The organism is Mammaliicoccus sciuri (assembly GCF_025561425.1).
Lineage (GTDB): Bacteria > Bacillota > Bacilli > Staphylococcales > Staphylococcaceae > Mammaliicoccus > Mammaliicoccus sciuri_A.
Window position 1 is genome coordinate 1890304 of record NZ_CP094824.1, and the last position, 13872, is coordinate 1904175.

The 13872-nt window shown below is 31.5% G+C and carries 16 protein-coding genes and 9 tRNA genes; 10 read left to right on the plus strand and 15 right to left on the minus strand.

Annotated features, from left to right (window positions below; genetic code table 11):
• Nucleotides 1–11 precede the first annotated feature (11 nt).
• Nucleotides 12–230: a helix-turn-helix transcriptional regulator gene (locus tag MUA60_RS09850; RefSeq protein ID WP_262648104.1), complete on the minus strand. Its 219-nt coding sequence runs from the start codon at nt 228–230 to the stop codon at nt 12–14.
• Between the two features lie 145 nt (nt 231–375).
• Between MUA60_RS09850 and MUA60_RS09855 the strand changes: the two genes are divergently transcribed.
• From MUA60_RS09855 to MUA60_RS09875, 5 genes are all read left to right on the plus strand, one after another.
• The gene (locus MUA60_RS09855) at nt 376–735 is read left to right on the plus strand and encodes a helix-turn-helix domain-containing protein (protein WP_262648105.1); all 360 of its coding nucleotides are present in this window, start codon (nt 376–378) and stop codon (nt 733–735) included.
• A 679-nt stretch (nt 736–1414) separates the two neighbouring features.
• Nucleotides 1415–1978 (plus strand): DUF4352 domain-containing protein, encoded by a 564-nt coding sequence (locus tag MUA60_RS09860; RefSeq protein ID WP_262648106.1) that lies wholly within the window; start codon nt 1415–1417, stop codon nt 1976–1978.
• 95 nt (nt 1979–2073) lie between these two features.
• Nucleotides 2074–2229 (plus strand): hypothetical protein, encoded by a 156-nt coding sequence (locus MUA60_RS09865; RefSeq protein ID WP_262648107.1) that lies wholly within the window; start codon nt 2074–2076, stop codon nt 2227–2229.
• Between the two features lie 26 nt (nt 2230–2255).
• Nucleotides 2256–2540 (plus strand): ImmA/IrrE family metallo-endopeptidase, encoded by a 285-nt coding sequence (locus MUA60_RS09870; RefSeq protein WP_394812721.1) that lies wholly within the window; start codon nt 2256–2258, stop codon nt 2538–2540.
• 20 nt (nt 2541–2560) lie between these two features.
• A complete protein-coding gene (locus MUA60_RS09875) occupies nt 2561–3643 on the plus strand; it encodes a tyrosine-type recombinase/integrase (protein WP_262648108.1) in 1083 nt (360 codons plus the stop codon).
• Nucleotides 3644–3868: 225 nt separating this feature from the next.
• Here the strand turns inward: MUA60_RS09875 and MUA60_RS09880 are convergent.
• The 12 genes from MUA60_RS09880 to hemE all read right to left on the minus strand — a co-directional run bounded on the left by MUA60_RS09880 (nt 3869) and on the right by hemE (nt 8872).
• A tRNA-Ser gene (locus MUA60_RS09880) sits at nt 3869–3957 on the minus strand.
• Nucleotides 3958–3999: 42 nt separating this feature from the next.
• Nucleotides 4000–4071: transfer RNA gene (locus MUA60_RS09885), tRNA-Glu, on the minus strand.
• Nucleotides 4072–4074: 3 nt separating this feature from the next.
• Nucleotides 4075–4149: transfer RNA gene (locus MUA60_RS09890), tRNA-Asn, on the minus strand.
• 7 nt (nt 4150–4156) lie between these two features.
• Nucleotides 4157–4230, minus strand: a tRNA-Gly gene (locus MUA60_RS09895).
• An 18-nt stretch (nt 4231–4248) separates the two neighbouring features.
• Nucleotides 4249–4324: transfer RNA gene (locus MUA60_RS09900), tRNA-His, on the minus strand.
• Between the two features lie 20 nt (nt 4325–4344).
• Nucleotides 4345–4417, minus strand: a tRNA-Phe gene (locus MUA60_RS09905).
• Nucleotides 4418–4427: 10 nt separating this feature from the next.
• Nucleotides 4428–4503: transfer RNA gene (locus tag MUA60_RS09910), tRNA-Asp, on the minus strand.
• A gap of 14 nt (nt 4504–4517) precedes the next feature.
• Nucleotides 4518–4591 (minus strand) — tRNA-Met (locus tag MUA60_RS09915).
• An 87-nt stretch (nt 4592–4678) separates the two neighbouring features.
• Nucleotides 4679–4753 (minus strand) — tRNA-Glu (locus MUA60_RS09920).
• A gap of 678 nt (nt 4754–5431) precedes the next feature.
• Entirely contained in the window at nt 5432–6826 is a 1395-nt protein-coding gene (hemY, locus tag MUA60_RS09925; protein WP_262648109.1) for a protoporphyrinogen oxidase, read from the minus strand.
• Between the two features lie 32 nt (nt 6827–6858).
• Nucleotides 6859–7779, minus strand: a complete 921-nt coding sequence (gene hemH, locus MUA60_RS09930) for a ferrochelatase (protein WP_025904824.1) — start codon at nt 7777–7779, stop codon at nt 6859–6861.
• Nucleotides 7780–7819: 40 nt separating this feature from the next.
• Nucleotides 7820–8872 carry a uroporphyrinogen decarboxylase gene (gene hemE, locus MUA60_RS09935; RefSeq protein WP_262648110.1) on the minus strand — a complete coding sequence of 351 codons (1053 nt, stop codon included), beginning with the start codon at nt 8870–8872 and terminating at the stop codon, nt 7820–7822.
• Between the two features lie 166 nt (nt 8873–9038).
• Between hemE and MUA60_RS09940 the strand changes: the two genes are divergently transcribed.
• The gene (locus tag MUA60_RS09940) at nt 9039–9566 is read left to right on the plus strand and encodes an antibiotic biosynthesis monooxygenase family protein (protein WP_262648111.1); all 528 of its coding nucleotides are present in this window, start codon (nt 9039–9041) and stop codon (nt 9564–9566) included.
• 59 nt (nt 9567–9625) lie between these two features.
• Here MUA60_RS09940 and ecsB read toward each other — a convergent pair whose 3' ends face one another.
• Together ecsB and MUA60_RS09950 are read right to left on the minus strand one after the other, a co-directional pair.
• Nucleotides 9626–10846, minus strand: a complete 1221-nt coding sequence (ecsB, locus tag MUA60_RS09945; RefSeq protein ID WP_262648112.1) for an ABC transporter permease EcsB — start codon at nt 10844–10846, stop codon at nt 9626–9628.
• Nucleotides 10839–11576, minus strand: coding sequence for an ABC transporter ATP-binding protein (locus MUA60_RS09950; RefSeq protein WP_262648113.1), 738 nt, complete (start codon nt 11574–11576; stop codon nt 10839–10841). The genes ecsB and MUA60_RS09950 overlap by 8 nt, the downstream gene beginning before the upstream one ends.
• Nucleotides 11577–11705: 129 nt before the next feature.
• Between MUA60_RS09950 and MUA60_RS09955 the strand changes: the two genes are divergently transcribed.
• The 4 genes from MUA60_RS09955 (at nt 11706) to MUA60_RS09970 (ending at nt 13814) form a co-directional block, all read left to right on the plus strand.
• Nucleotides 11706–12128, plus strand: a complete 423-nt coding sequence (locus MUA60_RS09955) for an HIT family protein (protein WP_262648114.1) — start codon at nt 11706–11708, stop codon at nt 12126–12128.
• Nucleotides 12129–12192: 64 nt separating this feature from the next.
• The gene (locus tag MUA60_RS09960) at nt 12193–12570 is read left to right on the plus strand and encodes a YtxH domain-containing protein (RefSeq protein WP_262648115.1); all 378 of its coding nucleotides are present in this window, start codon (nt 12193–12195) and stop codon (nt 12568–12570) included.
• Nucleotides 12571–12666: 96 nt separating this feature from the next.
• Nucleotides 12667–13212 (plus strand): HTH-type transcriptional regulator Hpr, encoded by a 546-nt coding sequence (locus MUA60_RS09965; protein ID WP_262648116.1) that lies wholly within the window; start codon nt 12667–12669, stop codon nt 13210–13212.
• A gap of 38 nt (nt 13213–13250) precedes the next feature.
• Nucleotides 13251–13814: a DUF3267 domain-containing protein gene (locus tag MUA60_RS09970; RefSeq protein WP_262648117.1), complete on the plus strand. Its 564-nt coding sequence runs from the start codon at nt 13251–13253 to the stop codon at nt 13812–13814.
• Nucleotides 13815–13872: the final 58 nt, after the last annotated feature.

Here is a 13872-nt window from a genome sequence, read left to right on the forward strand (position 1 = left end):
GGTCGAATAAATCAAGTGTTCTGAAAAGTTCTCGTATTGAGTACATAGTCATCAAAAAAAATAGACCAGTTTAAGTTATAGATTTTACCTAACTCAATTGCAATTGGAACTGGTAGTTTTCTTCTGCCTTGCTCGTATCCAATGTATGTTGATTTAGGTATATTAAGTAAGTTTGCTACATCTTTTTGAGTCATTTCATTTTGCAATCTTATTTGTTTGAGTTTACTCATTTTCCACCACCTCCTTGTTCTCAAATTGAGTACGACTCATTGTGAGTACACAACCAACAATAATATTCTCTTTTTGAGAACTTTCAAGATTAATCTTTATTTTGTACTCATTTTGCGTATAATTCAATGTATAGAGGTGATTACTTTGTTAGGTTCGAACCTAAAACAATTACGTAAATCTAAAAAACTCACACAAGATGAAGTTTCTAAAAAAATAGGTGTCGCTAAAAATACTTATTCTGGATATGAAAGAAATATAAGAACACCAGATATTTCAATACAATATAAATTAGCTGATCTATTTAACGTTACATTAGATGAATTACACGGTAGAACTACTAAAGAACCAACTAATATTGAAGATGATATTGAAGTGTTAATGTTTGAAGATAAAGAAGGATGGGATGAACTCCCAAAAGAAAAACGCAAACAAATTCTACAAGAATTATCAGACTTAGCTGATTTCTATATAGAAAAAGAAAAACGCGCTAAAGATGAGAAATAGAATAGTGTATAAACTAACAATCTAGTTAGTTTATATTTTTTAAACTATTTTTAAATCGCACTTTATTGATAGACAAACGTTTATAATTGCTTTTAATAAAAGAGTGCTAAATAAAAAAATATAATTATAATGGATAAACACATATGCTGAACTTTATGGAAACATAAAGAAGCCACCGATAAAAAACGGTGGCGATAACACAATTGAGCAACGGAACTGCTACAAAAGTTTCAGAGATTTTAGGCAAAGCAATTGCACCAGCTGGTTCTTATAAACTAATTAGCGAAGGGAATGGTTCAACTATCAAGAATCTAACATCTTTAGGAAATACATTCTCTCGTTCAACAGTACCAACTTCTAGCCTAGGAATTTCAACATTAAGCAAGTCGTTTACTGGTAATTTATTGCCCAACTGTATAGTAATATATAGTATGCATCGGGTGAATTCGAAGAAAACCTAAGTCTAATTTAAAGATATGGCAACTTTGAGCTAAGCTAACAAACTCAGTAAAAGTAGTTAGAAAGTGCAATGCATAGTCATTGAGTATGAGAACAATAATATGACCACGAGCGCCCGATATCCCTTTTATTATAACAATTAAATTTTTAAAGATAAATGTATATAGAAATGACTATAAAAGATAGTAACAAATAATTTACATATATAAGGAGAGGTAATATGGATAATCAACAAGAAGTAAGTAAAAAAAGTAACAAGAAAAAATGGATTTGGGGATGTGGTGGCTGTTTAGGAGTTTTCTTGATCTTAGCTATAGTGTTTGGTGCTTGTAGTGCTGTATTCGTTAACAGCGTTGATGAAGAAGTAAATGGTACCAAAGAAGAACAAAAGAAAAATAAAGAGACATCTAAGAAAAGATATAAAGTTGGTGACGATGTTACTATCAAAGACGTACAGTTTAAATTAGTAGATGCATACTATACAGATGAAAGAAATGAATTTGCGGATGTAGAAGCTGATAAAGTCTTAGTTGTAGATATGGAAATTAAAAACAACGGAGATGAAGATATTCCTGTGGGAACTGATGTAAAAGCTTATGCTGATGGAAAGCAATTAGAGAGTTACCCAGTAGATGATGAATTAATTGATGGTTTATCACCAGGTAGAAGTATACAAGGAAAGACTGGATTTGCTATTACGGGGAATCCTAAGAAACTAGAATTAGAATTCAGTCCATTTTCTGATTTCAGTGGAACAAAAGCAGTATACGACTTAGAACCATAACACAATAGTAAATAATTTAGCTGACCACTAAAAATGGCCAGCTTTTATTACAAATCAAAACCGAACATACGTTCTTTAAATAAGGGGAGTTTATCATGAAAATAGCAGAAATAGTAAACGACATAACAGAAAATGTAGTATTTGATAAATATGATTTAAACATTGATTATTTAAGTACAGCGTACGGAATATTAATACATTATAACGATGTTACAAGTTTATATATGAAAAAAGAAACAAAGATATTATAAGTATTAAAAAAGATACAAAAATAAATATGTGGAAATCATTCACTCATGAACTTGGTCATATGTTCCTACATTATACAAATCAAAGGTGTTCGCATCCTATGTTCAACGAAAAACAGGAAGCAGAAGCTGAAACCTTCTCCCTCCTCATGAGAATGCCCGAGAGAATAATAGTTGATAATAAACTATGGACAGTAGATCAAGTAATACAATATTTTAACGTATCATATGAAGATGCATATTTAAGAATGGAATTATTAGCAAACAGAACTAAAACTAACCGTTTAGTTGGTATTAATTCGTACAGTAATTAAAACTAAAGGAGTTGGTAGTAATGAAAACTATAAAAAGAAATAATAAATGGCAGTACGATTTTGGTTACGAAGGAATAAGATATAGGAAAGGTGGATTTAAAACTAAAAAAGAAGCAATTCAAGCTGGAAATGAAAGATATAACTTATTATTTAAAGGATACAAAGTAAACGATCAACTCCCCTTCACAAAATATTATCACGATTGGGTAAAAGTTAATATTGAAGGTCGAGTATCTGACAAAACATATAATAGATATTTAGCTTCTATTCAAGTATTTGAAGAAAAATTTGGAGACCTACCTCTCAATAAATTAACACAATTAAAATATAGGGAATTATTGAAAGAATACGGTGAAGGTAAATACTTAAATACTACAAGAGACGGAAGAACTCAAATTAAAAATGAAGGAAGAACCACAAATAGTGTTCAGAAATTACATTATAACCTACGTACAGTTATTAAGGATGCATTATTAGAAGGTTTAATTTATAGAGACCCTACTATTGGTGCAAAACCCAAAGGTATTAAATCAGCTAAATTAGAAGAAGAAAAGTATATTACAATTACACAACTAAATGAATTAAAACAATATGTTTCTGAAAGAAAGGAATTATCTCACCTATTCTTATACATCTTAATTATTACAGGCGGTAGATTTTCTGAAGTTCAAAAACTCCAATATTCTCATTTAAAACAAGAAGATAATAAAATACATTTACCAGGTACAAAAACTGATGCTGCACCTAGAACTATACCAATTTCTAATAAGGATATGACATTTATCAATAATTTTCTACAAGAACGTGAAATGAATTCTAATAACTATATATTCCATACTGGCATAGGTCTGATAACTAATGCGTCTGTTACAAAAGTTTATAAAAATTTTTGTTTAAAAAATAAAATCGGTAATCGTACATTACATTCTATAAGACATACACACTGTTCTATGTTAATACATGAAGGCGTATCTATTTATTATATAAGTAAGAGATTAGGACATACTTCCATTAATACTACTCTTTCAATATACAGTCATTTATTAGAAGAAACTGAAAAACAAGAAGATGAAAAAATAATAGAAATTTTAGAACGCTTCTAACCTTAGAGCGAGTATGTATCTCGCTTATTTTACGTCACCATTTACGTCACAAATCAGTAATTTTTTCCAAAAATTAGAATGATTTTATATTCTAGTGTCGTATCAGTGTCGTAATTATTCAAAATAGATATTAACGAATATTATCCATAATAAAAAGAAACCCCGTAATTACGGGGTTTCATCTAATATAGTTGTCTTGGAAAATAACTAATATTAAGGTACAAACGGAGAGTGAGGGATTCGAACCCTCGAGACGCTTGTGGCGCCTACACACTTTCCAGGCGTGCTCCTTCGGCCAACTCGGACAACTCTCCACAAACAAAAAAATCAGAAGCGATATTTCACCTCTGATTATATGACCCCTACGGGATTCGAACCCGTGTTACCGCCGTGAAAGGGCGGTGTCTTAACCGCTTGACCAAGGGGCCTTATGGCTCCACAGGTAGGACTCGAACCTACGACCGATCGGTTAACAGCCGATAGCTCTACCACTGAGCTACTGTGGAATAATAATGGAGCGGGTGATCGGAATCGAACCGACAACATCAGCTTGGAAGGCTGAGGTTTTACCACTAAACTACACCCGCTTAAGTAAATAATATATATGGGGCGACTGATGGGAATCGAACCCACGAATGTCGGAACCACAATCCGATGCGTTAACCACTTCGCCACAATCGCCATACTTGTTTAAAAAAGTATGGCTCAGGACGGAATCGAACCGCCGACACAAGGATTTTCAGTCCTTTGCTCTACCGACTGAGCTACTGAGCCAAAATATAAATGGCGGTCCCGACGGGAATCGAACCCGCGATCTCCTGCGTGACAGGCAGGCATGTTAACCGCTACACCACGGGACCATCATTAAAAAGTATTGCGGGAGGCGGATTTGAACCACCGACCTTCGGGTTATGAGCCCGACGAGCTACCGAACTGCTCCATCCCGCGCTAATAATAAGTAATTTGGCTACCTTATTAATATAACACATTCATTAATATTATGTCAATAAAATTTTAATAAATTTTTATTGAAAATGGTGACCCCTACGGGATTCGAACCCGTGTTACCGCCGTGAAAGGGCGGTGTCTTAACCGCTTGACCAAGGGGCCTCTAATTGAGAACTACTTAAGTATATATAGAAATATAAAGAACGTCAATGCTATTTTTTTACTTTTCTTAATAAAAAATTTGAACTTTTAACATCTATGTGACAATTGTCACTAAATGGAGAAATAATCATTCAAAACACCCTCTTTTTTATCTTCTAAAGTGTCATTTATTCATGATTTTTACAGAAAAAAATGAACATAAAGTAGTTTTTTCGAAGTCATTGTGAAAAAGATGAATTAAAATTCCACATTTTTAATAAAATATGCATTAAGTTATATAGACATCTCTATGTTGCTTGTTTACTCAGTCTTGCAATTTATAGCCGCTCTATGTTGCTTGTTTGGGGTGTCTTGCAACATACGGAGCTCCTATTTATCTTATTCCGTCAATTTTGATAAATACAAGGCCGTTATTTATCTTGTTTCACCAGTCTTGATAAATACAGTCCTCTTATTTACCTTGTTTGCTCAGTCTTGCAACATTCAGCCTCTCAACATTGCTTGTTACGCTCCACTTGCAACATTCAGTCCTCCAACATTGCTTGTCACGCTCGACTTGCAATATTCAGCCTCCCCCTCCAACAAAAAAACAGAAATTCTAATGTTAAATTAGAATTTCTGTTCCTTTTCCATCCACTTCCGCACACTAACTACTATCCACTAACTACTTTCTACTATCTACTTCAAATACTCTATCATCTTGTCACTAGCGTTCTTAGCCATTTGTACACAGTCTGGTAATCCGACTGCATCAAATGAAGCGCCTGTTATGATTAGATTATGATAATTTTGATCGATATGTTCTTGTATATCTCGAATACGATCGATATGACCGACTTCATATTGAGGCATGCTGTGTGGTAATTTCATTACGATAAAGAATTCTGGTTCTCCTTTGATCGTCATGATTTTATTCAAATCATTTAGAGCAACTTGTTTCAATTGTTCTTCGTCTTTATGATGAATAATATTTGAGCCTGGTTTACCTACATACGCTCTTAATAAGACTTTTCCTTCTGGTGTTGTATGTGGCCATTTTTTGTTTGTCCAAGTACATGCTGTGATGGCTGTATCACTAGTTCTTGCGATTACAAATCCAGTTCCATCTTTATCATTCACGACTTGGTCTTTATCAAATGCCATAACAACTGTTGCAACACTTGTTGAAGGCATATAGTTAAAGTAATCTAATTTAAGGTCACCTTCAAACCATTTAACGAAATGTTGGTGTGGTATTGTAACGATTACACCATCATATTCATGCTCTTCATTATTTACAGTCAAAATTGTTTTATTATCTTTTTCTACTAAATTTTGAACTGGAGCGTTTAAATGTATTTGAACGCCTTTATCTTCAAGACTCTCACGTAATGTTTGAATGAATGATTCAAGGCCATGTCTAAATTGCTTAAATTGACCTTTTGGTTTGACTGTTACTTTTTTATCGGCATTATTTTTAGCTTTTTGAGCTATCATACCTTTTATTAAGCCGCCTTCTTTTTCTTCTTGTTCTTTAAAATGAGGAAATGTTGTTTTTAAGCTTAATTTATCGATATTTGCACCATAAATACCTGCCATTAAAGGTTCGATTAAGTTTTCTAATACTTCATCACCTAATCTTTGTCTAAAGAAATGACCGATTGATATATCTGTATGCATCGGTTTAACAGGTAAGAAATAATCTAATCCTGCTCTTAATTTAGCTGCTGGCGAAATCAATTGTGTCTTAAGAAATGGTTTAATTTCTGTCGGTATACCCATAATCGAACCGCCTGGTATTGGATATAACTTATTATGACTGTAAATATATGATTGCCCTGTTTTATTTGTTACTAAATCATCAGCAATCCCAATTTCTTCAGCCAATTCTGTCATAATTGTCTTTCTACCTAAGTAAGATTCTGGCCCTAGTTCAATTGTATAACCATCTTTACGATAAGTTTTGATTTTGCCGCCTACTCTGTCTGATTGTTCATATACATCAATTTCTGCATCTGGATAATCTCTTCTTAAATAATGGGCAGCAGATAACCCAGTTATCCCTGCCCCTATTATTGCAATTCGTTTTGACATACTTAACACTTCTTTCTTATTCGAATATCGAATTAGAATTTTTTCTTAATTGCTGATACCATTGCTTCTATAAATTTAGGATCAATATTTGGCATTGGTGGTCTGTGATATTTCACGCCTAATTCATCACAAACAACTTTACATTCATAGTCGTTATCATATAACACTTCTAAATGTTCACATACAAATCCTACTGGTGTATATATAAAGTGTTTATAGCCATGTTCATTATATAAATCTCTCGTTAAATCTTGAACATCTGGTCCTAACCAAGGTTCTCCAGTTTGACCTTCTGATTGCCAACCTACTGATACATGTTTAATGTTAGATTCTTCACTTAAAATTTTAGCAGTTTCTTCTAGTTGATCAGGATATGGGTCATTTGCTTTTTTAATTTTTTCAGGCAAACTATGCGCAGAAACGATTAATACTGTTTCATCATGACTTTCTTCTGGAATCGTTTGTAATGTTTCATCAATCATGTTTGTCCAGTAAGAAATGAATGCTGGTTCATTGTAAAATTGCTCAACGTGATGCATTGAAATGCCGTATTTATCAGCTTCTTCTTGAGCACGTTTATTATAACTTCCAACTGAGAAATTAGAATAATGTGGTGCTAATACAATCGTAACCGCTTCTTCAATACCATCATTATGCATTTGTTCTACTGCATCTTCAATAAATGGATGAATATGTTTTAAACCAATGTACAATTTAAATTCAACATCTTCATATGCTTCATTTAATGCGCCAAGTAAACTTTCTGCTTGTTTCTCTGTTGTACCTGCTAATGGTGAAATACCACCAATCGCTTTATAACGTCCTTTTAAGTCTTCAATTTGCTCATCAGATGGCTTACGACCATGTCTAATGTGTGTATAATATGGTACAATGTCACTTTCTTTATAAGGTGTACCATATGCCATAACTAAAAGTCCCACTTTTTTATTCATCTTCTATACTCCCTTTAATAAAATTAAGCTGTTTAATAACCTATCTTTGTTGTGATTTATATTTTGCTGAATAATCATGCACAAACTGAGCAACTCTTCTCAATGTATCAGGTTGTACTTCAGGAAAGACACCGTGTCCAAGATTAAAGATATAATTATGGTCTACTAAACCTTGATCCAATATTTGAACGAGTCTTTGTTCAATAACTTCCCATGGTGCTAGTAAAATAGCTGGATCTAAGTTTCCTTGCAACGTCTTAGTAATACCTTTTTCCCTAGCTTCTTTGATTTGTAAGCGCCAATCTAGCCCGATGACATCAACCGGTAATTGATTCCATTCTTCTATTAAATGGCTAGCTCCAACACCAAATGTTGTAACAGGTACGTTTTTTTCTTTAATCGCTGCAAAAATTTTATTCATAGATGGTCTAATGAAATAATGATAATCTTCAGCATTTAACGCACCTACCCATGAATCGAATACTTGAATCATCTTACATCCAGCTTCAATTTGAGCATGTGTATAGCGAATTGCCATATCAGCTAATGTATCCATTAATTTAAACCAAGCTTCTGGCTGTTTATACATAAACGCTTTAGTCTTATTATAATTTTTAGATGGTCCACCTTCAATCATATAGCTCGCTAGCGTGAATGGTGCGCCAGTAAATCCTATTAATGGTACGTTTAGTTGTTCTTCTGTTAAAAGTTTAATCGTATCTAAGACATATTTTACGTCTTCTTCAGGATTTATTTGACCTAATCGATTAATATCAGAAATGTCTTTAATAGGGTTATGTATAACAGGTCCTATTCCAGATTTAATTTCTACATCTACACCAATTCCAGTTAAAGGTGTCATAATATCTTTATATAAAATTGCAGCATCAGTATTATATTGATCTACTGGTAATTTTGTAACATATGCACAAAGTTCTGGTTGATGTGTAATTTCAAATAATGAATACTTTTCTTTAATTTTTCTATATTCAGGCTGTGATCTACCTGCTTGCCTCATAAACCAAACTGGTGTATGAGTTGTTTTTTCTCCCTTTGCTGCTTTTAAAATTGTATCGTTAAACGGTACACTCATTTATTTCACCTCATTATAATCATTACAATCTATTTTAACATATTCTATTATAAAGACATCTATGTGTACAAAAATTCATAAATTATACAAAAGATTTCATGAATTGGTTGATTTTAGCGCTTACATGTTTATAATCTAATTAAAGAGATATAGGAGGTATATCATTATGAAATGTTATATAACAACAGGTACGTATCATTTTCTGCATAGTATAATGAAGAAACATCCAGATGAAGATATTCATCATTATACGAGACAAGATACGACAGTACTTATTCATGAAACAAATGGTGATACAGTATTTGCACAACCAAGAGAATATCAAATATTAGAATCAAAAGGTGCTTTTATCAATCATGAATTTATAGCAGCAAGCTACATTCCTGTATCTGATGAAATGCAACATCGATTCGAAAATCATTATGTAGATATCGACAGTCAATTTGACAATTTCGAAGGGTTCGAATCATTTAGATTACTTAAACCTCGAAAAGGCGATACTTATATGATATTAGTTGGTTTTGATTCAAACGAATTATATGAAGATTTCACAAAATCATCTTTCTATGCGGAATATTTCTCTAGAGATGCTACTCGTAAATTCTCAGGTGCTGAACAATATTCAACAGCAAATTATACAAAGTATTGGTATAGACCTGAAGAAGATGAAGAAGCTGAAAATGAAGAAGCATAATTATAAAATAAAAAGAAGAAATGATTCTCACTGAGTCATTTCTTCTTTTTTAATTGTTATTAATCTCTAAGTAACTCTTGATGTTTTTTAATTTTCTTAATGGAAGAATCTATTGTTAACCAACCAACAATGAAGAATAATATAACGAAATAAATCGCTGTAACAAATTTCAATATATATATGATTGATAAAATAATACCTAAGACAATCATGATATTAATTAAAAATTGATGATAGCCTTTAACTACTTGTCCTTCACTTACCGGCCATACTTGTGGCCACAATCCGTATGCTTGTTGTTTATAAAATTGAGATAATTGTAATATCAACAAGTACATGATTAAAGCACCTAATATGGCTGATATAACTGGCTGATCAATCCACCAAATTAATACAAGTCCGATAATCAATAATCTTAATACGATAAAGAATGCATCTTTCCCTCTTGCAAAACTTCTTACAAATAAGAATTTATACATATAATTTTGATTAAATTTCTTAGAACTTGGGACTTTTAAGAAGACATCTAAATATCTTCTGCGAACTGTTCGTTCATTTAATACTTTTACGTCTGTAAACATATTAACGAATTTATAATAATTCATCTTATGATTATGTTCGATAGCGATTAATGTTTCCCACTGATAAAAAGTACCTCTATTGATATTTTCTAATAAAATAATTAAAGCAATCAATACGACAATAGATAATAGACCTGACAAAGCCCCTACTTTTAAAGTTGTGTAATAACCACTCGCATACACAATAAAGAGTAATACATTAATCCCCCAAATTTCTAATCCGTATTTTAACCAGAACCATTTCATCATAAGTCCTAGAATTGGAAAGACGAAACTCAATACCATAACCGTGATATATAAATAAAATTTATCACCCATTAATTGATAAAATAATGGCAACCCGACCACTAATATTACGACTGGTAAGTATAGTCGATTAAAATAACTATATGTTAGAGCTTTTCTAATATAGAGCGTTAAGTGTTTCTCGAATGGTAACAAATATAACTTATCTGCTTCTCTAAAGAAAGTCCTCATTGGAAATATCGAACAAATAGATAATATAACCGAAAAGATTAATCGATAGTTAATATTTTGTGGAATATCTTTTAACCAATTACTATATCCCAATGCAAATGCACCGATCATAATAGTTATAAATATTAAGAAATGACCATTAAAGATGAATTTATTGTAATTCATTTTCTCTAATACTTCTTCTCTTTGTCTAACCTTATATAAAGTATTTACATCATTCATACGCTTCACCTTGTGTTAAATGTATATAAATATCATCTAGTGTTGCATTAGTAAGTCCAGTTTTTTCTCTCAGTTCTTCTAAATTGCCCATTGCTACTAAACGACCTTGATGTAATATAATAAATCTATCGCAATATCTTTCAGCAGTTGCAAGTATATGTGTAGACATTAATACTGAAGAGCCTTGATTGCGTCTTTCTACTATTAAATCTAACATTGTTTGTATACCTAATGGATCTAACCCTAAAAACGGTTCATCTATAATATATTGCGTCGGTTCAACTAAGAATGCGCAGACAATCATAACTTTTTGTTTCATACCTTTTGAAAAATGTATCGGAAAGACTTTTAATTCATTTTCAAGTCTTAGTCTTTTCAATAACGGCATTGCCTTTTCAAGTGCTGTATCTTTATCAATACCATATGCCATAGCAGTCATGTAAATATGTTCTTCTAAAGTTAATTCATCATATAATACTGGACTTTCTGGTATATATGTAAGATTTCTTCTATAAGATTCTATATCTGCTTTAATATCTATATTATTAATGGACATCTCACCTTGTTGTGGTGTTAATAAGCCAAGTATATGTTTAATTGTTGTACTTTTCCCTGCACCATTTAATCCAATAAGTCCCACGACTTCACTTGGTTTACATTCAAATGAGATATCATGGATAACAGCTTTTTTACCGTATCCACCTGTTAAATTATTCACTTTAATTGCCACGTGAACACACCTCCAAAATATATTGTAGCATGTTCTCAATGTTACATTCATTAAATATTATCTTTATCAGTGAGATGATATTACGAGCATGATATAATAAAAACTAATATTTACATAGGAGATGATAGTATGTCAGAAACAATATTCAGCAAAATTATCAACGGTGAAATCCCATCATTCAAAGTTTACGAAAATGATTATGTATATGCATTCTTAGATATTTCTCAAGTAAGTAAAGGACACACATTACTTATTCCAAAGAAAGCTTCACCAAATATTTATGAAACAGACCCAGAAACAATGAAACATATAGCTGAAGCTTTACCAATCGTTGCGAATGCCATCAAGAAAGCTTTCAATCCAGATGGTTTAAATATTATTCAAAATAATGGCGAGTATGCTTCACAATCTGTATTCCATATCCACTTCCACTTAATCCCACGATATAAAGAAGATATTGATGGTTTCGGTTATATTTGGAATACAAATGAAGATCAATTAGATGATGAGAAAAAAGCAGAAATCGCACAAACAATTCAACAGCATTTTTAATACACTGCATGTTTACAAAAATTCAGGGTATATATTTAAATAAGAGATATCAAGGAGGATAATTATGAAATTTTCAAGACTCGCAATTGGTGTTGGTGTAGGATTTGTTACAGGTTTTACAACAGCCATTTTAAATACAGACCGTTCTGGTGATGCTTTAAAGACAGATTTAAAATCAACTGCTGACGGATCTAAAATTCAATTAAGTGAAATTAAAGACAATGCTATTGAAATAAAAGATTATGTATTAAAGACGAAAGACGAAAGCCAAATTGCTATTCAATCATTAGGTGAAGAAATTAAAACGATGATTAATGAATTTAAAGCTGATATTAACCCTAATATTGAACAAATACAGAAAAATATTGAAAATATTAGCAATCTTGGCAATGAAATTCAAAAAGAAATTCAAAATACTAAGCTTCCATTTCTAAAAAATTAGAAAACGTGTTAAAATTATTATATTATTAAAGTGTTATAACTAAGCATGATACATTAGTATCATGCTTTTATTATACAAACAAAGGGGGATTTAACTATGTCGAATGAATTGGACATGATTGAAAAAATGTTATTTACTCATAAGGTTTCACAGTTATCTAAAGCTTTATGGAAGACAATCGAGAAAAATTGGCAGCAGTGGATTAAGCCTTTCGACTTAAATATTAATGAACATCATATTTTAATTATTATTAGAAGTTTAAATGAAGCTACAATTTCTGAAGTGAGTAAATATGGCGTTATGCATGTATCTACTGTTTTTAATTTCGCTAAAAATTTAGAAAAACGTGGTTATTTAACAATGCCTAAAAGTCAGCACGATAAGCGTACGACTTATTTAGAATTAACGGATAAAGGTCTTGCAGTGTTAAGAAAGACATATTTAAACTATTCAAATGATACAAACAGATTATATGAAATTGCTGCAGATTATGAAAAAGTTATGTACAATATGCCAGAATTTACGGATGTGAAATATATCGTTGGTCAAATATATGGTAGCGACTTTATTCATCACATTGAACAAAACCATGAGCAATTAAGAAAATATCTACTTGACGAACAGTCTGAGGATGATGCATAATATCAAGATAAATCATATCTTAGAAGGTGACATTAATCATGTTTTTGTGTTCTAAATCAATTAATATACAGTCTCGTTATGGATTGCAGAGAATTGTATTAATTAGTGCTTTAGTTTCATTCTTAACATTTATCGTCACTTACGAAATATTCAATTATTTACAAACAGAACCTTTAAAGGACGATAAGTTTATACTATTCTTATTCGTCCTTTGCTTAATTTATCCAATTCATAAATTGTTGCATTTGATTGTATTAATGTATTATCGTAAGTCATTTAAAATGAACAAAACGACTAAAGCTAAACGTGCTTTACCATTATATAATATTAGAGTAGATCAACCAATTAATAAGATTGTATTTTGTTTTGCACTTATTTGCCCGCTCGTTACGATAACTACCCTATCTATTGCACTCGTAAATATAATTCCACAATATGGACATTACATTTTATTTATAATGTCTATTAATGTTGGCATATCTATTATCGATTTACTTTATTTAAAGATTATTTTATTTACAAAAAAAAGCACTTATATTGAAGAAAGAAAAAATGGTATCGAATTGTTAATAAAACGTTCACTGGATGCCGAACATTTATAGGTTATTTTTTGTAATTAAAATAGCATATATGCTATATTTATCATTGTATTCTTACAAA

What these genes read in the sequence shown, in the direction of transcription:
- MUA60_RS09970 (WP_262648117.1), top strand. Translation starts at nt 13,251, where the DNA reads ATGTTTTTGTGTTCTAAATCAATTAATATACAGTCTCGTTATGGATTG.
- ecsB (WP_262648112.1), bottom strand. Translation starts at nt 10,846, where the DNA reads ATGAATGATGTAAATACTTTATATAAGGTTAGACAAAGAGAAGAAGTA.
- hemE (WP_262648110.1), bottom strand. Translation starts at nt 8,872, where the DNA reads ATGAGTGTACCGTTTAACGATACAATTTTAAAAGCAGCAAAGGGAGAA.
- MUA60_RS09960 (WP_262648115.1), top strand. Translation starts at nt 12,193, where the DNA reads ATGAAATTTTCAAGACTCGCAATTGGTGTTGGTGTAGGATTTGTTACA.
- MUA60_RS09865 (WP_262648107.1), top strand. Translation starts at nt 2,074, where the DNA reads ATGAAAATAGCAGAAATAGTAAACGACATAACAGAAAATGTAGTATTT.
- MUA60_RS09875 (WP_262648108.1), top strand. Translation starts at nt 2,561, where the DNA reads ATGAAAACTATAAAAAGAAATAATAAATGGCAGTACGATTTTGGTTAC.
- MUA60_RS09850 (WP_262648104.1), bottom strand. Translation starts at nt 230, where the DNA reads ATGAGTAAACTCAAACAAATAAGATTGCAAAATGAAATGACTCAAAAA.
- MUA60_RS09860 (WP_262648106.1), top strand. Translation starts at nt 1,415, where the DNA reads ATGGATAATCAACAAGAAGTAAGTAAAAAAAGTAACAAGAAAAAATGG.
- hemY (WP_262648109.1), bottom strand. Translation starts at nt 6,826, where the DNA reads ATGTCAAAACGAATTGCAATAATAGGGGCAGGGATAACTGGGTTATCT.
- MUA60_RS09965 (WP_262648116.1), top strand. Translation starts at nt 12,667, where the DNA reads ATGTCGAATGAATTGGACATGATTGAAAAAATGTTATTTACTCATAAG.
- MUA60_RS09940 (WP_262648111.1), top strand. Translation starts at nt 9,039, where the DNA reads ATGAAATGTTATATAACAACAGGTACGTATCATTTTCTGCATAGTATA.
- hemH (WP_025904824.1), bottom strand. Translation starts at nt 7,779, where the DNA reads ATGAATAAAAAAGTGGGACTTTTAGTTATGGCATATGGTACACCTTAT.
- MUA60_RS09955 (WP_262648114.1), top strand. Translation starts at nt 11,706, where the DNA reads ATGTCAGAAACAATATTCAGCAAAATTATCAACGGTGAAATCCCATCA.
- MUA60_RS09870 (WP_394812721.1), top strand. Translation starts at nt 2,256, where the DNA reads ATGTGGAAATCATTCACTCATGAACTTGGTCATATGTTCCTACATTAT.